20 protein-coding genes are annotated in these 24,805 nt (G+C 70.9%); 14 read left to right on the forward strand and 6 right to left on the reverse strand.

From position 1 onward, the window contains the following. Positions 1-146: 146 nt before the first annotated feature. From O7608_RS05935 to O7608_RS05945, 3 genes are read left to right on the forward strand one after another with little or no spacing between them, the layout of a single operon-like run. Positions 147-470, forward strand: a complete 324-nt coding sequence (locus tag O7608_RS05935; RefSeq protein WP_289209006.1) for a WXG100 family type VII secretion target — start codon at positions 147-149, stop codon at positions 468-470. Between the two features lie 19 nt (positions 471-489). Next, positions 490-801, forward strand: a complete 312-nt coding sequence (locus O7608_RS05940; protein ID WP_278173242.1) for a WXG100 family type VII secretion target — start codon at positions 490-492, stop codon at positions 799-801. Further along, positions 786-2,210: an EsaB/YukD family protein gene (locus tag O7608_RS05945; protein WP_289209007.1), complete on the forward strand. Its 1,425-nt coding sequence runs from the start codon at positions 786-788 to the stop codon at positions 2,208-2,210. The genes O7608_RS05940 and O7608_RS05945 overlap by 16 nt, the downstream gene beginning before the upstream one ends. A 28-nt stretch (positions 2,211-2,238) precedes the next feature. On the opposite strand, the gene O7608_RS05950 is transcribed toward O7608_RS05945, so the two are convergent. After that, complete coding sequence (locus O7608_RS05950) at positions 2,239-2,859, reverse strand: hypothetical protein (protein WP_289209008.1); 621 nt, start codon at positions 2,857-2,859, stop codon at positions 2,239-2,241. Between the two features lie 184 nt (positions 2,860-3,043). Here O7608_RS05950 and O7608_RS05955 point away from each other — a divergent pair, with 184 nt between their 5' ends. The 4 genes from O7608_RS05955 to O7608_RS05970 are packed head-to-tail and all read left to right on the forward strand — an operon-like array spanning position 3,044 to position 17,585. Continuing rightward, positions 3,044-3,340, forward strand: coding sequence for a WXG100 family type VII secretion target (locus tag O7608_RS05955; RefSeq protein WP_289209009.1), 297 nt, complete (start codon positions 3,044-3,046; stop codon positions 3,338-3,340). Position 3,341: 1 nt separating this feature from the next. After that, positions 3,342-3,827, forward strand: a complete 486-nt coding sequence (locus O7608_RS05960) for a WXG100 family type VII secretion target (RefSeq protein ID WP_289209010.1) — start codon at positions 3,342-3,344, stop codon at positions 3,825-3,827. A 50-nt stretch (positions 3,828-3,877) separates the two neighbouring features. After that, positions 3,878-7,900, forward strand: a complete 4,023-nt coding sequence (gene eccCa / locus O7608_RS05965) for a type VII secretion protein EccCa (RefSeq protein WP_289209011.1) — start codon at positions 3,878-3,880, stop codon at positions 7,898-7,900. A gap of 1 nt (position 7,901) precedes the next feature. Further along, positions 7,902-17,585: a hypothetical protein gene (locus O7608_RS05970; protein ID WP_289209012.1), complete on the forward strand. Its 9,684-nt coding sequence runs from the start codon at positions 7,902-7,904 to the stop codon at positions 17,583-17,585. A 21-nt stretch (positions 17,586-17,606) separates the two neighbouring features. Here O7608_RS05970 and O7608_RS05975 read toward each other — a convergent pair whose 3' ends face one another. Then, positions 17,607-18,473, reverse strand: a complete 867-nt coding sequence (locus tag O7608_RS05975; RefSeq protein ID WP_289209013.1) for a serine hydrolase domain-containing protein — start codon at positions 18,471-18,473, stop codon at positions 17,607-17,609. Between the two features lie 10 nt (positions 18,474-18,483). Then, a complete protein-coding gene (locus tag O7608_RS05980) occupies positions 18,484-19,152 on the reverse strand; it encodes a helix-turn-helix domain-containing protein (protein ID WP_289209014.1) in 669 nt (222 codons plus the stop codon). Between the two features lie 127 nt (positions 19,153-19,279). Between O7608_RS05980 and O7608_RS05985 the strand changes: the two genes are divergently transcribed. From O7608_RS05985 to O7608_RS06005, 5 genes are all read left to right on the forward strand, one after another. Further along, positions 19,280-19,585, forward strand: coding sequence for a hypothetical protein (locus O7608_RS05985; RefSeq protein WP_289209015.1), 306 nt, complete (start codon positions 19,280-19,282; stop codon positions 19,583-19,585). Next, positions 19,575-19,841: a hypothetical protein gene (locus tag O7608_RS05990; protein WP_289209016.1), complete on the forward strand. Its 267-nt coding sequence runs from the start codon at positions 19,575-19,577 to the stop codon at positions 19,839-19,841. Before O7608_RS05985 ends, O7608_RS05990 begins: the two co-directional genes overlap by 11 nt. A gap of 74 nt (positions 19,842-19,915) precedes the next feature. Then, positions 19,916-20,215, forward strand: a complete 300-nt coding sequence (locus O7608_RS05995) for a DivIVA domain-containing protein (protein WP_289210800.1) — start codon at positions 19,916-19,918, stop codon at positions 20,213-20,215. Positions 20,216-20,391: 176 nt separating this feature from the next. Beyond that, the gene (locus O7608_RS06000) at positions 20,392-21,276 is read left to right on the forward strand and encodes a LysR family transcriptional regulator (RefSeq protein WP_289209017.1); all 885 of its coding nucleotides are present in this window, start codon (positions 20,392-20,394) and stop codon (positions 21,274-21,276) included. Between the two features lie 89 nt (positions 21,277-21,365). Further along, positions 21,366-22,190: an SDR family NAD(P)-dependent oxidoreductase gene (locus tag O7608_RS06005; RefSeq protein WP_289209018.1), complete on the forward strand. Its 825-nt coding sequence runs from the start codon at positions 21,366-21,368 to the stop codon at positions 22,188-22,190. 66 nt (positions 22,191-22,256) lie between these two features. Here O7608_RS06005 and O7608_RS06010 read toward each other — a convergent pair whose 3' ends face one another. Both O7608_RS06010 and O7608_RS06015 read right to left on the reverse strand, forming a co-directional pair. Next, positions 22,257-22,490 carry a hypothetical protein gene (locus tag O7608_RS06010; protein WP_289209019.1) on the reverse strand — a complete coding sequence of 78 codons (234 nt, stop codon included), beginning with the start codon at positions 22,488-22,490 and terminating at the stop codon, positions 22,257-22,259. A 141-nt stretch (positions 22,491-22,631) separates the two neighbouring features. Continuing rightward, entirely contained in the window at positions 22,632-23,066 is a 435-nt protein-coding gene (locus O7608_RS06015) for a VOC family protein (RefSeq protein WP_289209020.1), read from the reverse strand. A gap of 126 nt (positions 23,067-23,192) precedes the next feature. Here O7608_RS06015 and O7608_RS06020 point away from each other — a divergent pair, with 126 nt between their 5' ends. Both O7608_RS06020 and O7608_RS06025 read left to right on the forward strand, forming a co-directional pair. Further along, a complete protein-coding gene (locus tag O7608_RS06020) occupies positions 23,193-23,969 on the forward strand; it encodes a hypothetical protein (protein ID WP_289209021.1) in 777 nt (258 codons plus the stop codon). Next, positions 23,966-24,331, forward strand: a complete 366-nt coding sequence (locus O7608_RS06025; protein WP_289209022.1) for a GntR family transcriptional regulator — start codon at positions 23,966-23,968, stop codon at positions 24,329-24,331. Before O7608_RS06020 ends, O7608_RS06025 begins: the two co-directional genes overlap by 4 nt. 9 nt (positions 24,332-24,340) lie before the next feature. Here O7608_RS06025 and O7608_RS06030 read toward each other — a convergent pair whose 3' ends face one another. Beyond that, positions 24,341-24,775 (reverse strand): ribosomal maturation YjgA family protein, encoded by a 435-nt coding sequence (locus O7608_RS06030; RefSeq protein WP_289209023.1) that lies wholly within the window; start codon positions 24,773-24,775, stop codon positions 24,341-24,343. Between the last annotated feature and the right edge of the window lie 30 nt (positions 24,776-24,805).

Consider the following 24,805-nt stretch of genomic DNA (forward strand, 5'->3'; position numbering starts at 1 on the left):
TCGGCGGTGCCTGGCCTGGCGCACCACGTCCCTGTTCTGGTCGCCCGCCCCGACGTCGGGGATTTGGTGACTGGTGGTGCCCGGGCCGGCCGGACACGATGACGGATGCCAGGTGGAGGACGCGAAATGAGGCAGGTGAACCGACGGTGGCCGACTACGGCGTAACCCCGTTGCAGGTGCAGGCCGGCGCGCAGAGCGCCGCCGCGATCGCCGACGAGATCTCCGTCGGGCTCGATCAGCTGCGGCAGTACGTGGCGTCGCTGCGCGGCGCATGGGAAGGCGTGGCGCAGGTGAGTTTCGACGAGCTGATGCAGCGGTGGGCGGTCGATGCCCAGAACCTGCACAACGCGCTGATGGGGATCTCGAACGGGCTGAACACCACCTACCAGAACTACGTGGGCAGCGAGACGGCCAACAACCAGTCGGTGCAGCAGGTCCTCGCGTCCATGCCACCGGCCCGGCTCGGCTGACGACGTCAAGGAGTGATCGATGAGCATCGACAGTAGTTTTCTGCGGGTCACCTCGGCGCAGGAGACCGCCGGTAGCTACGTGCTGTCCCGGTCCGCCGAGATGGAGGAACGGCTCTCCCAGCTGAAGACCCAGCTCGCCGAGTTGGAGTCGATCTGGACCGGTGAGGCCCGGGAGCACTACTTCGAGCTGCGTAACCAGTGGAGCGTCGCCGCCGCCGACCTGTTCGGACCCACCGGGGTGCTCGGCATGGTCGGCCACGCGCTGAACACCTGCTGGGACAACTACACCGGGGCGGAGGAGAGCAACCGGGCGACGTGGCGGTCGTCGTGACGCCGGCCACCGCCGGCACCGGCGTCGGCGCCGATCTCAGCACCGGCGCCGGTGCCGCGACGGGCCACCGCTGTCCGGTCACCGTGGTCGGTGCCCACCGCCGGGTCGACCTCGCCCTGCCGGTGGACGTGCCGGTCGGCGAGTATCTCGGGCTGATCCTCGACCTGTGTGAGCAGCCCACCACCGGCGCCCACCCGCAGGTGTGGTCGCTGGCCCCGTTGGGCGCTCGGCCGCTGCCGCTGGACGCCCCGCTCGCCGACTGCGCACCGACCGAGGGGATGGTGCTGTACCTGGTCGACCTGGCCGCCGACGAGGACCACGAGGCGCAGGTGACCGACATCGACGAGGTGGTCGCCGAAGCCACCGACGAGTTGGGGCGGTGGCGGTGGAACCAACGGGCGGCGGCCGCGACCCTGGTGGCGGCGGGCGTCGGGTGGCTGGTGGCGACGGTCGGCTTGGCGACGTTCGGGCCTGCGGCGTCCGGACCGGCCACGTCCGGGCCGGGTCGGCCGGTCGGTGTCGAGCTGCTCGCCGTCGTCGTTGGGCTGGCCGTTCCGGGGCTGGTCGCCCTCGCCCGACGGCGCGGCTGGCCGTTGCCGGAGCCGCTGCTGGCCGGCCTGGCCCTGACCGCCCCGGTCGCCCTGGGCTGCGCCGGCGCGATGACGCTGGGCAGTGTGTCGGGCGCGGCGGTGGCCGCCAGCGTCGGCGGTCTGCTGGCGTTCGCGGCGGCGCCGTCCGCCGGGACGCTGGCGGTGGCGTTGTGGATCGCCGTCGCCGCCGGGTGCGCCGTACCGCTGGTCGTGCTGCGGCCCTCGGGCGCCGGCCTGCTGGCGGTGGTGGCGCTGGTCGGTTTCGCGATGTTGGTCGCCGCCGCGCCGGCCGCCGGCCGGCTGGCCATGTTCGGCCAGGGCCGGGCCGGTTCGGCGCCGGCTGACGACCCGGTGACGGTCACCGCGGCGGTACGCCGGGCGTACCGGGTCCTGGCCGGGTGGACGGTGGCGGCGGCGCTGCTCACCGCGACCGGCCTGGTGGGGGTGGCCCGATCGCCGGACTGGGCGGCGTGGCTGCTGGTCGGCGCGCTGGCGGTGGCGTTGGTGCTGCGTGCGGTCAGCCACGAGTTCGCGGTGGAGGCGGTGGCGACGGTCGCTGCCGCGGCGGCCGGCCTGGTCACCCTGACCGTGACCGTCGCAGCCCGGTGGCCGGTCGCGGTCGCAGTGGGCGTGCTGGTGGCGCTGACCCTGGTGGGCTGCGGCGCCTGGCTGGCGTCGCGGTCGCCGCTGGCGGACCGTCGGCCCCGCTGGCTGCTGGGTGCCTCGGCGCTGTTCGTGGCGGTGGCGCTGGTCGCGGCGCTGACGATCTGGGGGGCGGTGGGCGTGATGCTCGACCTGGGCCGGTCGATCGCGTCCTGACCGGCCCAGGTCGAGCAGGCCCGGAGGATCAGCCGGAGTCGAACCGGGAGTGGTCGTCGGCGGTGGCGTACCCGTCGCCGGTGGCCTCCAACGCCTGGACGTACGCGCCGAGCAGCTGCAGCGTCTTGGCGAAGTCGTCCAGCGCCTGCGCCATGTACGGACGGATCCCGGGGAATTCGTCGGTCCCGTCGGCGAACCCGATCGCGTAGGTTTGCAGGGAGTCCGGTACGTCCCGCCGGATGTAGTACTGCTGGTGTGGCGCGCCGGGGTTGTCCTGCACGATCTCGTCGTGGGTCACGGTCTGCCCGAAGACGGTGTCCTGGGTCGTCGCCACCCGGTTGCGGAGCTCCTCGTACCGGGCGGTGAGGTCCCGCACGGCGGTGAGCAGGGACCCTTCGGTGGCGGCCAGGTCGGCCAACGACACGGACAGTTGGGAGTAGGTCGCGGTGCGGCCGTCCTCGTCCGACTCGCCGGAGCTGTCCGACGAGCCGCCGGGTTCGTAGGAGATCGAGAAGCCCGGGTCGACGGTGACCGAGTCCAGGGTGATCTGTTCCGGCGGCGGCGAGGAGTCGCCGCCCGGGTTCGGTGGGGGCACCGGCAGGCCCGGGTCGCGGACCTCGTCACCCGGATTGTTGCTCGTCGTTCCCATGCCACCTCCCGGTCGTGCCGTCGTTCCGGCGCAGCATCCCCCGGATCCGGTGACCACCGGAACGTCCATGTTCTGGGTACCGGGCCCGAAAGCGGAGCTGTCCGGGGCATCGGCCGGCGACCTACGGTGACCGCATCCGGCGTCGCGTCGCCTGGCGCGCCCGCAGGTGGGGAAAGGAGCCGGCATGCCGTTGATGTACTACGTCGACATGGACGCGGTGCGTGCCGCGATCACGACCATCAGGACCGAACGCGACACCGTCGACGAGCTGCTGACCGGCATCGAGGGCGCGTTGGACAGCGCCACCGCCGTCTGGTCCGGGCCGGCGGCGTCGACCTTCGCCGACCTGTCGCAGCAGTTGGTCGGCGCGAACACCGACCTGATCGACGCGATCGACGCGATCATCGGCCGGATGCAGACCACCCTGGACAACTACGAGCGTACGGAGACCGCGAACTACTACACCATCCGGGGAACCTGACATGCCCCTGGCCGACAACCCGCTCGGGCCGAACCCGGTCTACAACACCAGCAGCATCTCCTGCGACATCACCACCCTGGCCGCCAACGGCCAGCAGGTGCTCGACGACGCCGGCCGGGTCGCGGGATGCCTGGAACGGATCGTCGGCGCGCTGAACGGCCTGTCCGAGGCGGGCGCCTGGCTGGGTCCGAGCGCGACCGACGCACAGCTGCTGTTCGACAACTTCAACGCGGCGGCCAGCGAGCTGTTCAACGACGAACCACCCGGGCTCTTCGCGGTGATCGGGGTCAATCTGCGTCGGGCGGCGCTGAACTACGACGCCGCCGAGACCCAGATCGTCGCCATGTTCGACGCGTTCGTCGACGTGGTCGGCGGTGGCTCCGGCGGCGGCACCGGCCCGTCCGGCGGTCCGGATCCGTCCGGCGGCGACACCCCGCCGGGCGGCACCCCCAACCCCGTGACCCTCACCGAGGTGGCCCGGTCCTGAACCGGGCCGGACCACAGGAAGCCATGTCGACATCAGAATCCGCGCCCCCCGTGCGGCTGCTGCACCGGGCCGCGCGCACCGCCGGGCCGGCCCTGCCGCAGGGCCGGCTGACCGTGGCGGCCCCGCCCACCGACCCTGCCGGCAACGGCGGCATCGCGCTGATCACCCTGCTGTTGCCGCTGCTCAGCACGATCGCGATGGCCGGCTACATGATCACGCTCGGGCACCGGTGGATGGTGGTGGCCGGCATCGCGTTCATCGTGATCTCGATCGTGTCGACCTTCGGTATCCGCTACCAGATGAGCTCGCACGCCCGCCGCCAGCGGGCCCGCCAGCGGATCCGCTACCACGCGCATCTGACCGGGATCCGCCGCAGCGCCCGCGACATCGCCGCCCAGCAGCGCGCGGCGGTGCCGGTGACGCATCCGTCACCGCAGCGACTGCTCGCCATCGCCTGGCACCGGCAGCGGCTGTGGGAGCGTCGACCCACCGATCCGGACTTTCTGCGGATCCGGATCGGCCTCGGCAGCGGGCCGCTGTGCGTACCGGTCACCCTGTCGGCCAGGGCCGACCCGATGGCCGACACCGATCCGGACCTCACTGCGGCCGCCGAGGCGATGGTCCGGCAGGTCGGTTCGGTCGGCCGCCAGCCCGGCCTGATCGACCTGGGCCGGGCCGGCGTGGTCAGCGTGATCGGCCCGCCGGCGGCGGCCCGCGCGGTGGGCCGGGCGATGCTGTGCCAGACGGCGGCGTTGCACGCACCGGAGGACGTGGCCGTGATGGTCTGCGCGCCGGACACCGTCCGGGACTGGCAGTGGGCGGTCTGGCTACCGCACGTACGGACCGCCGGCCCCACCGGTCAGGTCGCCGACCTGCCGCCGACGGTCGCGCAGGTCGCCGTCGCCGACGACCTGTCCGCCCTGGTCGGGCTGCTGCAGCTGTGGCTGGCCCGGCTCGACACCACCGACGAACCGGTCCTGCTGACCCGGGCCGACACCGACCCGGGCCGCCGGCTGGTGCTGCTGATCGACGGCTACGACCCGGCCAGTACCTGGGTCCGGGAGCCGGTCCTCACCGAACTGCTGGCCCGGGCCGGCAAGGCCAGCGGGGTGAGCGTGGTGTGTCTGGTGACCAGCCCGTCGTACCAGCCGCCCCGGGCCGACGTACGGGTCAGCGTCGACGACGCCGGCCGGCTCACCCTCGCCGGCCGGTCGGAGCTGGTCGCCGCGGTCGACGACCTGGTCGGCGACGCCCCGACCCCGGCGTTGGCCCGGTGCCTGGCCCGGGCCATGGCGCCGCTTCGGCTGCGGCCGCCCCGGGCCGGCGAGCTGGTCGACTCGCTGTCGGTGCCGGAACTGCTGGGTCTGTCCCGCGACGAGGTGGTCGGCACCGGACGCTGGTTGCCGGCCGGCAGCGACGAACTGCTGCGCGCACCGATCGGCATCGACAGCGACGGCCGGCCGGTGGTGCTCGACCTGAAGGAGTCGGCGCAGGGCGGTGTCGGCCCGCACGGGCTGGTGATCGGCGCGACCGGCTCCGGCAAGAGTGAACTGCTGCGTACCCTGCTGGTGGGGTTGGCCATGACCCACCCACCGGACCTGCTCAGTTTCGTGCTTGTCGACTTCAAGGGCGGGGCCACCTTCGCCAACGCCGTGGATCTGCCGCACGTCGCCGGTCTGATCACCAACCTGGCCGACGACATGGCGTTGGTGGACCGGGTCAGGGCGGCGCTCGTCGGGGAACAGCAGCGTCGGCAGCGGCTGCTGCGCGACGCCGGCAACGTCGACTCGGTACGCGAGTACCAGGTGCGCCGTGCCGCCGGCGGTACGGGTGTCGACGGTGCCCCGCTGCCGGCCCTGCCGTACCTGCTGGTGATCGTGGACGAGTTCGGTGAGCTGCTCACCGGGCGGCCCGACTTCATCGACCTGTTCGTGCAGATCGGTCGGGTGGGCCGCAGCCTCGGGATCCATCTGCTGCTGGCCAGCCAGCGGCTCGACGAGGGCCGGCTGCGTGGCCTGGAGTCGCACCTGTCGTACCGGATCGGGTTGCGGACGTTCAGTGCCGCCGAGAGCCGGGCGGTGCTCGGCACCGCCGACGCGTACCTGCTGCCGCCGCTGCCCGGTTCGGCGTACCTGAAGGTCGACGAGTCGGCGTACCGCCGGTTCCGGGTCTCGCACGTCTCCGGCCCGGCCTGGCCGCCGGCCCGGCCGGCCGCGCCGGCCAATCTCGTCCCGGTGCCGTTCGGCCCGGTCACCCGCGACGCGCCGTACCCCGGTGGGTCGGCCGGGACCGACACCGGTCGGGCCTCCGACACCGGGTCGGCCGAGGGCAGTGTCGACGGACCATCCACACTGGATCTGGTGACGACCGCGTTGGCCCAGGTCGACGCGGTGGCCCATCAGGTGTGGCTGCCGCCGCTGCCACCGGCGATCGCCCTCGGATCCGTGCTCGGCCCGGTGAGCGAGGTGCCGGAGCGGGGGCTGCAGGCCGAGAGCTGGCCGTGGCTCGGCGGGCTGCGGGTGCCGCTGGGCGTCCTCGACGAGCCGGCCACCCAGCAGCAGTCCCCGATGCTGGTGGACTTCGGCGTGGCCGGGAACCTCGCCGTGGTCGGCGCTCCGCAGACCGGCAAGAGCACCCTGCTGCGCACCACGGTGCTGGCCCTGATGCTGACCCACACCCCGGACGAGGCCCAGTTCGCCTGCGTCGACCTCGGTGGCGGTGGGCTGCGGGCGCTCGCCGCCGCCCCGCACGTCGCCGGGGTCGCCGGTCGCCGGGACGTGGAGCTGGCCCGCCGGATCCTGTTGGACACCCGGCGGCTCGTCGACGAACGCGAACGGATCTTCGCCGATCTGGGCGTCGACTCGGCCGGCCGCTGGCGGCAGCTGCGGGCCAGCGGCGGAATCCCCGCCGACGTACGCGCCGCCGACGTGTTCCTGGTGCTGGACAACTGGCCCGCCATCCGGGCCGAGTTCGACCTGGCCGACGAGGTCGTCGTGGACGTGGCGGCGCGCGGCCTCGGCGTCGGGGTGCACGTCGTGGTGACCGCGAACCGCTGGTTCGACATCCGGTCCAATCTGCGTGACAGCCTCGCCGGCCGGCTCGAACTGCGGCTCAACGACCCGGCGGAGAGCGAGATCAGCCGGCCGGCGGCCCGCGCGCTCGGCGACGTCGTCGCCGGCCGGGGACTGGCCCCGCCCGGCGTGCCGTACCAGGCGTTGCTGCCCAGGGTCGACGACACCGACACCGTCGACGCCCTGACCGAGGCGGTCGACGAGGTGATCGGCAAACTGGCCGCCGGCTGGAGCGGACCGGCCGCCCCCGAGGTGCGGGTACTGCCGCGCCGGCTGGCCGCCGCGCAACTGCCGGTCGACGCCACCAGCGCCGGTGTACCGGTCGGGCTGGACGAGGTCGGCCTCGCCCCGGTCCACCTCGACCTGATCGGTGACGATCCGCACCTGGTGGTGCTCGGCGACTCCGGCACCGGCAAGACCCAGCTGCTGCGTACCTGGATGGCGGCGATGGCCCGGCGCTACACGGCGTGGGAGATCCGGTTCGTCGTAATCGACTACCGGCGGACCCTGCTGGGCGCGGTGCCCGAGGACTACCTGGGTGCCTACGCCGCCGACCCGACCGCCGCCGCAGAGTACGTCGGACAGGTCGACGGCAAGCTTGCCGAGCGGATGCCGCCGCCCGGTCTGACCGGTCAGGACCTGGCCCGCCGGGACTGGTGGCAGGGGCCGCAGCTGTTCGTCGTGGTCGACGATCACGACCTGGTCGGTGGCGGCAGCTCGCCGCTGTCGCCGCTGGTCGACCGGCTGCCGCACGGGCACGACCTCGGGTTTCACGTGGTACTCGCCCGGCGGGTCACCGGCAGTTCCCGGGGGTTCGCGGTCGATCAGCTGCTCGCCCGGCTGCGGGAGCAGCAGCCGGCCGCAGTGATCCTGCCCGGGGACAGCCGTGAAGGCGTGCTGTTCGGCGGCCACCGGGCCGAGAACGGGCCACCGGGTCGGGGCCGGCTGCTGCGCCGCGCGCACCCCGACACCGTCATCCAGGTGGCGATCGAGGAGGCCTGACGTGCCGATCTTTCCAACGGAGATCGACGACCAGCAGATCCAGAGCCTCGGCAACGCGTTCGTCGCCCTGGGCAACGAGCTGTACCGGCAGGCCGGCGGGATCACCGGGCCGCTCGGCGAGATCGCCTGGCAGGGCACCGGCCGCGACCGGGCGGTGCAGGCCTGGGACGGGATCGTCACCAACACGGTGGTGCCGGTCGCCAACGAGATGATCGCGGTCGGCCAGGCGATCCAGGACTTCGCCCAGCAGGTCCGGGACGCGCGGGCCGAACAGGAACAGATGCGGACCATCGAGATCATCGTCGGGGTGATCGGGGTGGTGCTGACCCCGCTGACGTTCGCCATCGGGCCGCTGTTCGCCGCCATCACCAGGGCCGTCTCCGTACTGCTGTCCAGCCTGGTGCGGGTCGTGGTGAACGTGTCGGTCAATTTCGGCCGGGCGCTGCGGATCGTCTCGGCCGGGATGCCGCGGATCACCACCGTGCAGGTGGGCGACGGGCTGGTCGCGGCGTTGCAGGTCGCGACCCGCAACGGCGCCGCCGTGGTGCCGCCGGCGGTCCGGACCCCGGCGCAGGTGGCGAGTGCGGCGGTACGCTCCAGCCAGGCCGTCATCCGGCCGGCGGCGGAGGTCATCTCCAACGTCGGCGTCAACATGGCGGTGGACCTCGGCCCCGATGCGATCGTCAAGACGGCGTACGGAGTGAAGTACGAAGCCGATCCGACCGTGATCGGCATCTCGGCCGCGATGGGCCTGTCAGGTGCCGTACCGGGCCTGCACGACATGGTCCCGGCCACCTCCCGCCCCGGGCCCGTCACCGGGTTGCCCGCGTCGGTCGGCCCGCCCCTGCCGGTGCCGGCGCAGTCGGTACCGAACGCGCCGGTCATCGGATCGGTCACGTCGCCGCCGAAGGTGGACCTGAGCATCACCAACAGCGGTGTCTCGCTGCCGCCGAAGCTGACCGTCGACCCACCGGCGGTGCGTCCGCCGGGTGAGGCTCCGGTCGTACGCCCGGTCGGCGGCCCCTCGGCGGTACGCCCGACAGGTGAGCCGTCGGCGGTGCGTCCGGTTGGCGAGGCGCGCGCGGGGTCGCTCCCGCCGGCGAACCTGGGGACCGCCCCGAAGACCTCGGCGAGTGTCGTCCCCGCCCCGGTCGTGCCGGACAACTCCCCGCGCACCTCGGTGAGCAGCCTCGACCGGCCGACGTCGACCTCGTCCGCCCCGGCCCGGCCGTCGACGATCGCCGACCTGCCTCAGCAGACGCCGGCGCAGTCGCAGACGCCCCAGACGCAGTCGACGACGGCGCAGTCGCAGACGCCCCAGACGCAGTCGACGACGGCGCAGGCGGGGCAGACGCTCTCGCCGCAGACGCAGTCGGTGTCCCCACCGGATCCGGTGCTGCCGACGATGCGGGATGCGGGCACCTCCCAGTCGCAGCCGGCTACGACACCGCCGCCGTCGCCGCAGTCGCAGGCACAACCCTGGACTCCACAGTTGACTACCGAGGCCCGGCAGGCCCTGGACAGCGAGTACGGGAACCTGCTGGACCGCGCGGAACTGTTCAGCCCGCATCCCGACCAGCGCGGGCAGGACGGCCGCAGCTGGGCCGAGCGCGCCGACGGTCGCAAGGTTCTCGGCGTCACCGACGCCGAGTGGCTCGGCCTGAACCGGTTGCTGGCCGAGTCCCGGCTGAACCCCTTCGAGGATCACCGTGCCGACATCCAGCAACGATTGCACGATCTTGACCTGGACAGTGCCGACCTGGCCGCGTACCAGAAAGGTCTCGAACGCGGTGTGCGCCCGAGCGAGTTGCTGAAACTCAACGCGCAACGGCAGAACGACCTGGGCATCTCCGAACCGCTGACCCAGCAGGAGGCAAAACTGGCCCTGCACCCCGACGCCGGGGAGCGGCAGGCCGCGAACCTGATCGGCCGTCGGCGGGACCAGCCGTTCCCGGACCTCGACCGGTGGCGCGACCAGGCCCTGCCCGGACATGTACGGGACCGGCTCGGCAGCGGGCAGGAGCACATCACCACGGTGGGGCAACTGCTCGACGGCGGCGACAACCCGTACCCGTCACCGGCACAGCTGTGGGAGGCGACCACCGGCAAGGCCCCGCCCGGCGTACTGGACAGCCCGGACGGTCTGCGGCACATCCAGGTCGAGCTGTTCAACCAGGCGTACGTCGACTGGCAGCTGGGCACCCCGAAGTCCACGCTGTCCCCCGAAGGGCTGGCGGCCGTCAACGGGCGCTGGGAGCAGACGGTGCGGGCGGCGTACCGCGAAGCCCTGGACGCCGGCAACGGGGCTCCGCTGGAACACCTGCTGGAAACCGTAGCGGCGAACCAGGCAAGACTGTACGACGCCTTCACGGCCGAGGCCGCTTTCGAACGTACGCTGAATCAGGCCCGGGGCACGTTCGACGAGGTCGCCGCGTACTTCCCCGAGCTGGGCGCGACCGCGCTGGATCGCGCCTGGAACGTGTTCAAGCAGGACTTCCGGGCGGTGTTCGAGGAGTCACTGCCGACGAACTCCCGTCCTGAGGACATCACCACCGCGCCGTACCGTGATCTGCTCGACCTCGACAACCTGTCCGACCGGTTCATCGGCGAGATCAAGTCGAACCGGGCGGTGGTCGAGGCCCGCGACGGGTTCCAGCAGTTGGCGTACAACCGTGGTCTGTCCCGTGACGTACTCGACCAGATCGGTGCCGACTACCGTGAGGACTTCGTCTACCTGGCCCGTGAGCAGTTGAACTCGGGCGGCCACAGCAAACTCTGGCTCGATCACGAGCAGGCCAACGGCGATGTGTTCTCGTCGTACACCACCAGAGCCGACGCCGACGTGCGGGCGGCGGACGCCGCGCGGACCGACCGGTGGCGCGAGGAAGTGCTGGCGTTCTGGCGCACGATCCCCAAACCGCCGGAGCCGGCCACCGCTGCCACTGCGGGGCCGGCCACCCGTACGGTGGGGTCGACCGCCGACACGGCGCGGTCGCTGCAGCAGGCGCGCCTGGCCGACCCGCAGCCATTGGACTGCCTTCCCCAGCTGCACAACGTCGACACCGGCCTGACCAGGGCCGGCGTACTCGCGAAGCGGCCGAATGTGGTGCGCGACTCCGCGTACCTGGAGGCCGGGCCGGCGCAGCGGTTCGCGATCGACCACGGGCAACCCTGGCGACAGGCGGGCGGTGTCGAGCAGGTCGCCGACCTGTTGCGCGACGTGCCAGGATCCGTCGCGTACCTGACGGCCGGTCCGCCCAATGCGCCGACCCACGCCTTCGCGCTGGTCAACGACCACTCGTCGGGGTTGATGTTCGTCGACGTGACGGCTCCCGCCGGCCAGGACCCGGTGACCTCCTACGACAGCCGTTCGCCGAGCCAGGTCGCGCCGGTCGGGCTGGTCGACCTGCGGTTCATCGCCTTCACCCCGGACCGGGTTCCGCTGACCGGGCCGGACTTCGCACACCATGACGGCGTCTCCGGCCTGCTGCTGGCCCCACACGACTACCGACCCGGCACCCTCGACCAGACCGCGCAGACCCCCGAGAACGTCGAGGCACTGCGGCAACGCCTCGAACGACTGGTCGACGAACGAACCATGCTGACGACCGGATCGTCGAGCGCGCCGATCCCTGCGGAGGCCGCGTCGCTCACGGCCGAAATCAACCTGATCGAGCAGCAACTGCAGGAAATTGGCGAAAGCGCCGTCGCGGCGGCAGCCACCGCCACCGAGCACGTGGATCACGTGGATCACGTCGAGCACGTGGATCACGTCGAGCACGTCGAGCACGTGGATCACGCGGAGCACGTCGATCACGTCGAGCAGGAAATGCGGGTGCCGGGCTGGAACACGGTCTCGGACGGGCTCACCGTGAGTGTCGCCAAGGTGTTCGAGTTCGACGGGTCCTTCGACAAGGCGCCCACCTGGACGTTGCAGCTGTTGGACGCCGTGTTCCACGGGCTGCGGGTCGACGCGCCGGTACCGCCGACGGCGGTGATCTTCGCTGCGGTGGACCGGGAGTCCGGCGAGGTCGTCGAAGTCGGCCGGGACGAGACACGCAAGCTTGACGAACTCATCCAGGAGACGGCTCCGGATCACGGCGCCAACCTCGTCGTGCTGCTGGTGAACAACCCCGGCGAGCTCGACCAGGCGGTACGCGAGACGCTGCCGGAAGGCACCCGCCTGGTGCAGTTGTCCGACGCGTTCAGCGCGGGTCTGCGGTCCGTCGACCGGCGGCACTGGCCCGAACTGGTGCAGCGGTACGTCGACTTCGCCGGTGAGCGTCACGGGATCACGTTCGGGCCGCCGGCGCACGCCCAGCAGTTCGACGCGTTGGGCGACGGGCAGTTTGACTCCGGCCTGACCGACCTCGGCGGCTTCGCGGACCGGGTCACCCAGCTCACGTCGCTGTCGCAGTCCGTGGCCCGCCAGTTGGCCGCCGACCTGACCGACGACCACTATCTGCGGAACCTGGCGAACAGCGGCGACGTCGTATCGTCCGGCGGCAACATGTACGAGGTACGGCTGAGGCTGGGTCAGGCCGTCCCCCGGCCGGCGTTCAAGGCCGGCGAGGTCAACTTCGCGGTGCCGTACGGTGCGCGGTCGGCGCCGAAGTCCGTCACCGCCACGAGCCAGACCGGGGCGGTGTCGACCCCGGCGATCGGACTGCCGCCGGAGAGCGGGGTGGTGGCGGCGGTGGCGGCGACCGCCGCGGTCACCACCAGCACCGGGCAGTCGGTGATCACGATGGCGGAGTACGCCACCTCGATCAAGAGCTTCAAGGCACCCGGCTACTTCGACTACCCCGAACCCCGGATCACCGTACGTCGGATCGGTGGTGCGCAGGCCGCGAGGTCGGTGCTGATCGGCAAGCCGCTCACCGTCCGCTACCTGAAGGAGACGCTGGTCCCGGACCTGAGTGGGCTGCGCCCGCCCGACGGCTCCCGGGACCAGTTGTCGCCGGGCACCGTCACCGGCGATCTCGACGGTGCCTGGAAGAAGGTCGTCTCGGTCGACCTCGGTGCCATCAGATCGCGGCTGCTGGATCACTACCATTCGGACACGACCGACGCCAACGGGGTGGTGCACCAGCGGCGGGCCCGCCCGGAGGTGCTGAAGTCCATCGCGGAGTTCCTCAGCGAACGTACGCTGACCCACCATCCGCGTGACCTGGCGTCCGGGGCGCTGCTGCTGTCCGTACCGCACACCCTCGACGGCCGGACCCGCACCGACCAGCTGACACTGACCCTGACGCCGAAGGTCACCAGTCCCTCCCCGCACACCTGGGCCGTAGACCGGCTGTCGAACACGATCCTGCGGCTGGACGCACTGGGCGGGACGAAGGCCGCCGGCAAGGACGGCAACGGCAGCAGCGCCCAACTGGCCGCGAACGTCGGCGTCGGGTTCGGGATCAACGAGATGACCGATCCACAGACCGGGGACGTCGTCGAGACCCCGGGTCGCGGCATCGTCCGTGGCATCCTCGGCGGCGCAACGGCGAAAGGGATCAACGTCGGCGACGCCAGTCAGCATGCGCAGAAGGCCGTGGTCGAACGGACGACCGACGCGCTGCTGATGAACAAGCCGCTGTTCGCGGAAGTGGTCGTCACCCCCGAGGTCGGGGTCAGACGGCGCTTCACGCGGCAGGTCCGCACCTTCCTCGCCGCCGCCCGCGACGAGGCCGGCAGCACGAGCGCCCTGACCCCGCTGACGTTCCTGACCCCGGCGCGGACCGGCATCCAGCAGCCGTTCACCGTGCTGCCCATGGTCACCGGCATCAGCAAGGTGGAGCAGGTCCTTCCGGCGGTGCTGCACTCGATCCGGACGGCATTCAGCGGGCTCACCAAGCCGGCCGTGTCACCGGTCGAGACCGCAGCCATGGAGCGCCACTTCGCGGCCCACTTCTCGGGTAGCGCCCTGCTCACCGGGCACGGCAAGGCGGCCGACAGCGGCCTGCTGGCGTCGTACGAACTCGGCACGTACCTGGCGTACGTCAGGTTCTGGATCGAACAGGAGGGGGACGCCACCGACCAGTCCCTGTTCGGCGTCGCCGGATCGGCCCGGTCCGACGACAAGCTGACCATCGACTCGTCGGCCAAGTACGGCGGGAAGGTGGTCACCCGTACCGGCGTGACCACCGGTCAGCAGATCGGCATCGACGGGACGGTCGTCGGGCGCACGAAGTTCGGTCCCGGTAGCGACTGGCAGGTGCAGGGCGGGGTCAACTTCGGCACGGAACTGGCGTTCAGCCAGGTGCACTCCGACAGTGCCATGGTCGGCTATCGGGGGAACCGGCGGATCAAGTTGACCGGCGCGGGGGTGCGCGGCAGGTACAAAGCGCTGCTGCACGTGGAGACGGCGGTGTTCGACCTGACGGGCAAGGCACATCTGCCGCCGGCGACCACCTCGATCGAGAGCGTGGTCACGACGATCGGGCGGCTCGACAGCGACCGGGTCGACGCCCTACCGCAGCTCGGCGAACTCGATCTCGCCGACCCCGGTCCGGAGGTGAAGCTGCCGCCAGGTTCGACTCCGCTGACCCCGCCGCAGACCGCCGGGGTGCTGGCGGCCATCGGCGAGCTGCTCGGCTACCCCGAAGAGATGGAGGTCGACCAGGTCGACAAGGACATGATCACCACCGCGGTACGGGTGATGGACCGGTTCGGGCCGGCGGACGCGATGAGCCCCTCCGGCACGACGTACCTGGGCCTGTACACCGCCGTCGACGGCACGTCGTGGTACCTGACGGTCCATCGGCGGCTCTACCAGGCGCGTCCGGTCGACATCCTGCGTGACCCGGTCAAAGCGCTGACAGATGTCGACCTGCAGCGGGGCTCGCAGTTCAGTGGCGGTCCGGAGAACGTCAAGGACGTCAACAGCAGTCTCGACACATCGGCGGCGTACAGGATCAAGTGGCCCTGGCGGCTGCTCGTCACCCTCGGACTGCGGCGTGCGCAGGACGGCACCGCCATCGGGCTGACCGGCACCTACGGCGGCCAGGCGGCGTTCACGCTCTGGGACCACTCGTCCGGTCACGGCATCAGCGGCATCAACCGCCGGTCCGCCAAGGACACCACCGCCAGTGACCTGTACCAGTTCCACACCGTCTTCGAGGTACGGGCGACCCGCAAGGGCGCCGACGACACGATGGTCACCGAGACGAGGCTCGTCCCGGCCGGGTCGATGACCGCCGTGCTGCTGCGAACCGAGACGCTGCGTTTCCCTGACCGGTACAACCTGCCCGCGCCGGCGCTCACTGCTTCGGTCACGGACGCACTCGTCGGCCAGTTCGTGGCGAGCGGCGAGAACCGGCGCCACCTCCCGCCGACGGTCGCCTCCGGCCAGTCGCTCGGCCTCGGCGACGTGGCGGAGATGACCAACGCCGACGACGTCATGCCGACGGTGCTCACCCTGCTGCCCCACGTCACCGGGACCAGCCAGGCGTGGAGCGTCGGCGCCCGACGGCAGGACAAACTGGCCATGCTGTTGGAGGCCGACGCCCTGCACGTCCTCGCCCCGTACCTCGGCGCCAACGGTGCCCTGCACCTGCTGCTGCCGCGCAAGACCTGGTACGGGTGGACCGTCGACATGGTCACGGTGACCGCCCGGATGGGCCAGGGTACGCACATCGGCAGCCTGCCGGCCAAGGAGAAGTCGGACACCTACCACCAGGGCGGCGTCCAGCGCGAGGACCGTCGCGTCCGGGGCTTCGAGTGGAGTCGTGGCGGTGGGCTGTCGGTGCCGGGGTCGGCTGAGGCCCTCGGAGCGGCTGTCCGGCTGTTCGGCAGGGCGCTGGGCCGGAACCGGGTACGGACGGTGGCCGTGTCGAACTCCGACCGCCGGCAGGAACGCCTCAAGATCGACGACAGGGCGAACAAGGCGACCACCGACTCCCGCAAGTACGTCGGTTTCGAGGAGTACACCCACCCGTGGATCTTCACTGTCCGGACCGCCACGGTGTCCAGCCCACCCGAGATGGTGGTCTGGATGAGTCTCGGACAGGCCGGCCCGATCACCGCCTGGTGGGCGCGGCAACGACCGCAGCCGGCCCAGACCCGTACCTTGCCCGGGACGCTGCGGCTGCACTATCCGACCGCGCTGACCACCGACACCCCGATGCTGCCGGTCGGCAGCGCGGTGACCCAGGTCGTCGTCTACCGCAACCGCCGGCCGGCCGACCTGTTGCCGTACTACGACCTTTCGGCGCGGCGTCTTGAAGCCATCGAAGGCAAGGTCCGATCGAAGGTGCTGCTCAACGATCTGACCGTCGACAGGTCGATGCTGGCGGCGGCCGTCCGGGGTGTGCAGAACACGGTGTTCCGGCACACCGACCGGCTGCCCCACCCGCCGTCCTGGCTGGCTCCGGGCACTGAGGGCCACCTGGCCACACAGGTCGTCCCGGCGGTGCTGCTCGGGCTCGGCGACCGCATCCTGCAACCCGGCGGGGTCAGGATCCCCGGGCTGAGTCACCTGTTGATCGCCGACCCGACCGTCCAGCTGTTGCCGCACACGTTGACGTACCTCTACTCGGTCAAGCTCACCAACGAGAGCGTGCGGGAACTCGGCGACGAGACGGAGACCGACACCGCCGTCACCAACAGTCGCGATCAGGAGGTCCTGCAATTCAAACTGGCGTCGAGCAAAGACAGGCCGGATCCGCTCACGGTGTCGGCCACCGTCGAGCACACCCACGAGGACAAGACCGAGGGGTACGTCTACCTGGTTTCGAGCGGTACCTTCCGGATCACCGGGACGCACACCGTCCACCAGCCGATCACGATCGACCTGACGGTCAGCAACGCGGCGGTGATCACCGTGACGGCGGCTGCGGCCAAGGCGCTGAACCTGCCGGAGGCCGTACCGCTGGCCGGGCCGCCGACGCACTCGCACACCACGGCGCTGCGCGACGGTGCAGTCCTGGTCGTCGAGTCCACCCGGGCCAGCGACCTGACCCCGCTCGACCCGCAGACGTTGCCGCACCACCCGGGCGTCACCACCGTCGTGGTCGACATCGACTCGACCGGCACGGTCCATCTTGGCAGCCAGGAGACCGACGATCCGCAGGCAGTGGCGGCGCAGATCCGGCACACCGTCGGCTGGAACCGCCAGGACATTCTGCTGCTGCCGAAACATCCGGCGGAGCTCTCCGGCACCAGCGGCGCGGCACACCTGCGCAAACTCGCCCGGGACCTGCACCGGGCGCTCAGCGTGCACGTGGTCGTGCCGACGAGGGCTACCTTCGACAGTCCCGGGCGGATCTGGCGGTGGTACCGCGACGACCGTGGGGCCTGGTTCACCGCTGACGGCGTCGTGCACATACAGGAACTGATCGGCGGACCCCTGCGGTCGCACGTCGAAGCCGTCGAACGGCTGCCCAAGCGGGTCCGGCGCGATCTGGTGAACCGGGCCGCACTGGCCGGCCTTGACTACGGCATTGCCAGTACGGCGATCGAGCGGACCGCCGTACTGGCAGAGCAGATGTTCGGTGACCTCGACCGGGTCGAGACCCGGCGGCTGTGGACGATGGTCAAGCTGGTCGTCGTTCAGCTGTCGGTCGCCAACGATCCGCAGCGGATCACCGTGAGCCGGCTGACCACCGTGGTACGGACACTGCTGAATCTGGACTACGACCAGGCGATCGAGGACGGGCACTGGACGTTGATCGACGAACTCGTCCGCTGCTGAACCGCCCTCGACCGCTGCGGGTCACTTCGCGCAGAGCGCGGCGTCGACGAGCGCGGCCCGCTCGGCGGCGACGGACTTGTCGGTCACCGATCCGGTCATCGAGGTGACCGTGAGGGTCGCCGCCCGACCGTCGTCGGTGGCGCCGTTGGCGGTCGAGTAGCCCGGGATGTCGCCGCCGTGTCCCCAGGCCACCCCGCCGCAGCTCAACGGGGTGCTGAAGAGACCGAGCCCGTACCGCACGTCCGATTGCGGGTGTACGGAGACGGTGGTGCGCATCTCGGCCAGCTGCGCGGGCTTGAGCAGCTTGCCGTCGAGCAGCGCCCGCATGAAGGTGTTCAGGTCGGCCGGGGTGGAGATCAGCTGGCCGGCGGCCCACCCCCAGCTCGGGTCCATCCGGGTGAAGTCGAGCAGCTCGCCGGTGGCGTCGTCGAGTTGGTAACCCTTGGGGTGCCTGCCCCGGATGCCTTCCTCGCCGACCTCGGGCGCGTACGTGTCGCGCAGGCCGAGCCGCTCGATGACCCGGGTGGTGACCAGTTCGTTGAACGGGCGGCCGGTGACCCGTTGGGCGATCAGACCGGCCAGCAGGTAGTTGGTGTTGCTGTAGGCCCAGGTGCCGGCCGGCCGGCCTTCCATGGCGTTGGCCATGTCGAGCAGGTCCCGGGGCTCGAGGTAGATGTGCTGGTACGGCGGGATGTCGATCATTTCCGGGAACATCGAGTCGGTGTAGTCGGGCAGTCCGCTGGTGTGCTGCAGCAGTTGGCGGACGGTGATCGTGTCGGGGTCGACGCCGGGGCTGCGGACCAGGCCCGGCAGGTAGGTCTCGACCGACCCGTCGAGGTCGACTGTGCCTTCGTCGACGAGCTGCAGTATGACGACGGAGGCGAACATCTTGCTGGCGCTAGGTGCGGCCGTCCAACGGGTTCTCCGCGTAGGCCACCGTCGCCCCGTCCGGCAGCGTGCCGAGGATGAAGTTGCCGGACTGTCCGGCGTAGAGCCCGGCGTAGAGCGGCACCACGTGCAGCAGCAGCCGGTCGCGCCGCGACATCTCCACCAGGTGCAGCAGCTGCTCCTTCATCACCACCGGGTCGCCTCGGCGCAGCGCCGCCTCGTCGACGATGAACGAGGTGACCGGCGGCGTCCTGCGGTCGAAGACGGTCACCTGGCGGGCGAGCCGGTGCGCCAGCCGCTGCTCGGCCACCTCCGGCGGGAGCATGCCGACGGCGAGCACCGCGCGGGCGTACGCCTCGGTCTGCAGCAGGCCGGGGACGTAGGTCGACTGGTACGCGCGCAGCATCTCGGCCTCGGCCTCGTACTCCGGCCAGGGCTGGAACCAGTCCGGTGGGACGGCCCGGCGGGCGTTGTCGGCGGTCTCCTGCACCAGCGTGCCGCTGCCGAAGACCTCGTCGATCTGCACGGCGGTGTCCGGCAGCGGGATCTGCCGGGCCGTCTCGAACTTGGCAATCAGCGAGGTGGAGACGCTCAACCGCTGCGCCAACTGCTCCTGCGTCATGCCGCCGTTGAGCGTACGGAGGAACTTGAGGATGCGAGGAACCCCGTTGGTGGTCACGAATTACCGGTCCTTCCCGATTCAAGATCGAAACTTCGGAACGGGTTCTGTTGGTGGAAATCCTTCCACTGCGGACCGGCTGCGTCCAGGGTGGATGTCGTCAGATCTTCTTGGACGGGAGAAGTCGATGATCAATAAGGAGTCGGGCTCCGATGCCGACGTGGATGTCGACGCGGACGCCGAACGGGTGTTGCGGCACGCGCGGGAGACCGCCGAGAAGCACCTGCCGTTACGGACCGGCGAATGCCCGGCCTGCGGATCGGTGGCGTTCTGCGCACCGTTCACCATGGCCCTGGCGATCCTCGACCGGCGTGACGTGCCACGTGCCCGCCGGATCCGGACTGTGCTCACCGTTGCCGGCCTGTCGCCGCCGGAGTTCCCACACCCGCCGGAGAACGGCAACAGCGGAGGGTGGTGCGAAATTGTCCGGTGAACCGTTGATCAAGGTCGGCGACGTGTTGCGGCTGCGCGCCGAAGACTGGGCATTCGGCAACGGACCGGTGGCGATCCGGGTGTCACATCTGCGGCACGGTCACGACATTCCGCACGTGACCATGATCGCGGTGATGGGCACCGTCGTCAGCGGCCCCCGTACCGGCCAGATGATGCTGCTGTCGGTGTTCAAACACGCATTGCGGCGGCCCGGCGTCGTCGAGCGCGACGGCCGTACCCCCGAATCTCGCCCCTGACCAGAAACACCCGACAGCGATCCCGTCGAAATGCGAAAGGCGGTTCCACCGTGCGCAGGCTTCTCCACCTCGTTCTGTTCCCCCGGCGTACCCGGCAGCAGTCCCGGCCGCACACCCGCAACGCCGGTGCCCGCCACTACCGCGCTGCGGCCCGGCCGCCGATCAGCCCCGGGCTGGTCCGCGACCGTCAGTTCCTGGACCGCACCCGGCGCGGTCTCGACCCGACCGAGGTCCGCGCCTTCCTGCACCTGGTCGCCGACGAGCTGGCCGCAGTGCGGGCCGAGCTGGCGATGACCCGCGACGAGAACGTACGGATCAAGCAGGCGCTGCGGGACTGGCAGTCGAGGCAGTTCCAGGCCCGAATGCCGGTGTAGGCCGTCGGCCCGTCACCACGAAGAAAGCCACGATGGTCGACCGCGCCGGGGCCACGGCCAGGGCCGGAGCCGGAGTCGGGGCCGCCGATGGCGTCGCGGACCAGCGGACTGAACGCTCCACCGACCTGCTGCACGACCTCGCTATGCAGGAACTGCATGACGAGTAGGCTTTCGGCATGCTTCCGGATCTGGACCTGCGGCTGGTCCGGTACTTCATCGTGGTCGCCGAGCAGCTGAACTTCGCGCGCGCCGCCGAGCAGCTCCGGGTCGCCCAGCCGTCGCTGAGCCGACAGATCCAGCGGCTGGAGGACGCTCTCGGCGTACGCCTGCTGGAACGCACCAGCCAGGGCAGCCGGCTCACCGCCGCCGGTTCGGCGTTCCTGCCCCGTGCCGAGCAGCTACTGCACGGTGCCGAACAGGCGGTACTCGCCGCGCGGGCGGCGGCGCCGGAGCGCACCATCACCATCGGGTACGTCGACGATCTGATCGTCACCCCCGCTGTACGCGACCTGCGCCACCGGTTTCCCGACGCCCACGTCCGCACCCGCCACCTCGACAGCCGGGACGCCGACGCACTGCTGCGCCGGCAGGCCGACGCCCTGGTGATCCGTACGCCGCTGCCGGTTCCGGCCGACGACCTCGACGTGGCTGTCCTATACGACGAACCCCGGGTCCTGGTCGTGCCCGCCGCGCACCGGCTGGCCGGCAAGGAGTCGGTGACCGTCGCGGACATCGCTGCGGAACCGCTGGTCGGCTGCACCGGCATGGGTGCCGACTGGACCGGCTTCTGGCGGCTCGAACCCCGCCCGGACGGCAGTCCCGCCCAGCTCGGCCCCACGCTGGCCGACACCTACGACGACAAACTCGAAGCCATCGCCGACGGCAGTGCCATCGCCGTCGTCCCGGCCAATGACCGGCGGTTCAGCCTGCGTCCCGACCTGGTCACCGTTGCCATCCACGAGGTCGAGCCCTGCCAGGTCGCCGTGGTCACCCGCGCCGGGGACGCCAACCCGTTGGTCGCGGAGTTCGTCCGCTCTGCTGAGCGGCTCCTCGTTGGCTGACCCCGGGTCCCGATCGTCATGCGCCTGTTGCATGACGGGGTGCGAAACAGGTCTTGGACACCGCCGCCGGCAGAACGTTGGCTGGTCGTATGCCTGTCGACTACCGCTCACAGACCGTTCTGCTCACCGGGGCGAGCTCCGGGATCGGTGCCGCCTTCGCCAGGGCGCTGGCCGGGCGCGGCGCGAACCTCGTGCTGGTCGCGCGGCGCGCCGACCGGTTGGCGTCGATTGCGGACGAGCTGCGCCGCACTGCTGATGTGCGAATCGAGGTCGTCCCCGTGGACCTGTCCAGTCCTGGTGCGCCAACCGAGATCCGCCGAGTGGTCGCCGACCGGGGCGTCGAGGTGACAAGCCTGATCAACAATGCCGCGATCGGCTCTTTCGCCCTGTTTGCCGATGTGGACCCGAGTCAGTCGACCGCCGAGGTCGCCGTTGACGTGATGGCACCGGTCGCGCTGACAGCGGCCTTCATGCCGCAGCTGACGGGTGCCGCCAACGGCTTCATCATCAACCTTGCCAGCGTGTCCGCGTACTTCCCGACTCCCCGGATGGCCGTCTACAGTGCCGCCAAGGCGTTCATGCTCAGCTTCACCGAGTCACTATGGACGGAGCTGCGTGGCACCGGCCTGACGGTGTTCGCGGTCGCCCCCGGAGCCACCGGCACCGACTTCACGGCCGGGATGGGTCCGGACGCGGCGGTGCTGGCCGCAGGGAAGGTACGGGCCGCAGAGGACGTCGTCGCGACCGCGCTGCGGCACCTTGAGCTCCGGGATCCGGGCCCGATCGTCGTTGACGGCGGTGGCAACCGGCTCGGCGTGCTCGTGAGCCGCTTCGTGAGTCGGCGCCGGGCCGCCCTGATGATGGCCCGCGTCTTCGACCCCGCTCGCCGGCCCCCGTCTCGCACGCCCGGTTGACGTGGGTGAGGGCGTTGCTGGGAGCAGACCGTAGCCCCACGGTGGAGCCTCCCCAGGAGCCACCTGCTACTCGAACGTCCAGAAGAAGTAGTAGACGGCGGGCGGGTTGCCGTAGGCCCGGTACTGGCAGAGGTACGAGCTCCACAGGCCGTTCTGGACTCCGTAGGTGCCGTACGAGTTACAGAAGCTGAGGGTACTGTAGACGTTGCGCAGCGTGCCGCCCGGTGGGTCCGGGTAGTCCGCCGACGCCGGGGCGGCGGTGGTCGCGAACAGGCCGGCCATGGCGATCGTGAACGCCACCAGTAATGTGGTCAGTCTTCGCATTGACACTCCCATCGGATCGTTCGCCGACCTCCGCGTGCCCTGCTGCCGGGAGTTCGACGTGTAGCGATCTCATCTTTTCATTGTGATCGATGCGATGGAAGGGGTGCTGTCGGATCCTCAGTCGAGGCAGAACTCATTCCCCTCGATGTCGCGCATAACGAGGCACGACTCGTTAAAACCATCTGCGCTTAGCAATTCCACCCGTACCGCGCCGAGCGCGACCAACCGGGCGCATTCGGCTTCGAGTGCGGCGACCCGTTCGTCGCCCACGAGCCCGCTGCCGACCCGTACGTCGAGATGTAGCCGGTTCTTGACGGTTTTGCCTTCGGGAACCCGCTGGAAGAACAGTCGTGGGCCGACGCCGGTCGGGTCGACGCAGGCGAACGCCGACCCTTGGCGCTCCGGCGGCAGCGCCTGATCGAACTCCGTCCAAGAGGTGAACCCCGGTGGCGGTGGCGGTACGACGTACCCCAGCGCCTCGCACCAGAAGCGGGCGACGCGCTCCGGCTGGGCGCAGTCGAAGGTGACCTGGAACTGCCTGACCGCTGCCATCGGTTCACCATAGACGCAGGTGCAGGTCCCCGCCTCCCGGTTTCACCCGGCACGCCGGGCTTGACTTTGTCGCATGCTCTGTCGCATGCTCATGGGACAAGTCTTGCGACATAAGGATGTGGTGACATGAGCCAGACGGCGCACCCGGAGACCAGACAGTGGCTGGACCGGCACGGGCTGACCGAGGCGGAGCCGACCCCGCTGCTCGCCGCGCGGCTGGCCGTACGCCGACAGGCCAACTCCTACGGCAGCCTCCTGCTGGCCACGTTCATGATCGGCGCGTCGCTCACCCACGTCTCCCGGCTCGGCGACGGCACGTCCGCCGAGTTCCGACTCCTGGCACTCTCCGCGCTGGTGGTCGCACTGCTGACCGGCCAGTGGCTGCTCGGCTGGTGGATCCGTCGCGCCGATCAGCGGGCCGGCGCCGCGCTGCCCCGACGGGTGGCCCACCCGGTCGGCTTCGGCTGGCAGGCGGTGCTGGGCCGGCCGTACGCCGTCTTCGCGGTCGCGACGTTCGCCGGCGCGCTGCTGCTCGCGCTCAGCGTACTGCCGATCTCCGATCCTGACCTGCGCGCCGGCGCGGCCGTCGTCCTCATCGGCCTCGCCGGTGCCGGTGCCGGCACCATCCTGCAACTACGCCAGGTGCTGACCACCCCGGCCGTCGCCGAGGACGAGGTGTCGCTCACGGCCGACGTCATCATGCGGGTCTCCGACGCCCGCGCCCTGGTCACCCCCAGCCTGGTCTGGACGCTGCCGGCAATCTTCCTGTACGGCGAGTCGCTCGGCTGGTGGAACGCCGTCGCGATCGGCCTCGTCCCGGTCGGCGTCGCCGCGCTCGCCCTGATCCACCGCCGGACCGCCGGCGTCGGGGCGACTGCCCGGCAGGCCATGATCGTCCGATGATCGTCATCGACGCCGCGTCGCCGACGCCGCCGTACGAGCAGCTGCGGGCCCAGCTCGCGAAGCAGATCCAGGACCGGTCGCTGGCCGTCGGCACCCGGTTGCCGACGGTCCGCCGGCTCGCCGCCGACCTCGGTCTCGCCGTGAACACCGTCGGTCGGGCGTACCGGGAGTTGGAGGAGGCCGGCCTGATCGAGACCCGGGGGCGGGCCGGCTCGTTCGTCTCGGCCGCCGGTGACCAGGCTCTCGAACAGGCCCGCCGCGCCGCCCGCGACTACGCGACGATCATCAGCCGGGTCGGCATCGACCCCGCCGAAGCGGTCCGGATCGTCCAGGCGGCCCTGGCCCACCCGACTTCACCGTAGACACCTGCGCTAGGTGTGGGCGGTGCCGGCGGCCGTCGGTTGCTGGTCGCGGCGGTACCGCCGCCAGCGGTCGATGCCGAGGTGCATAAGCACCAACGGCAGTACGCCCACCGGGTACCACGCCAGATCGGTGGCGTCGAACTGGACGCCCAGCACCAGCCGCGCGATGACGCTGCGCTCGGACAGCGCCGCCGGGATCCCGGTCAGCTGCAGAAGCTCGACGAGCCAGCAGAAAGCGACGGCCACCACGCCAGCCACGACCGGCGTGACCCGGGGGGCGAGGACGAAGACGCCCGCGTAGACCATCGACGCGTACAGGGCGGTGCCGGAGTGCTGCTGCAGCACACCGGAACTGTCCAGCACACCGTCCCCACTGGCCAACAATCGGATGCCGAGGGCGATCGCGAGGAACCCGCCAGCGGCCGCCAGGGATGCCAGCCGCACCCGCCACCCCGGCACCCATGAGCTCCGATC

Origin of the sequence: Solwaraspora sp. WMMA2056 (genome assembly GCF_030345095.1) — a bacterium.
In the GTDB taxonomy this organism is placed as follows: domain Bacteria; phylum Actinomycetota; class Actinomycetes; order Mycobacteriales; family Micromonosporaceae; genus Micromonospora_E.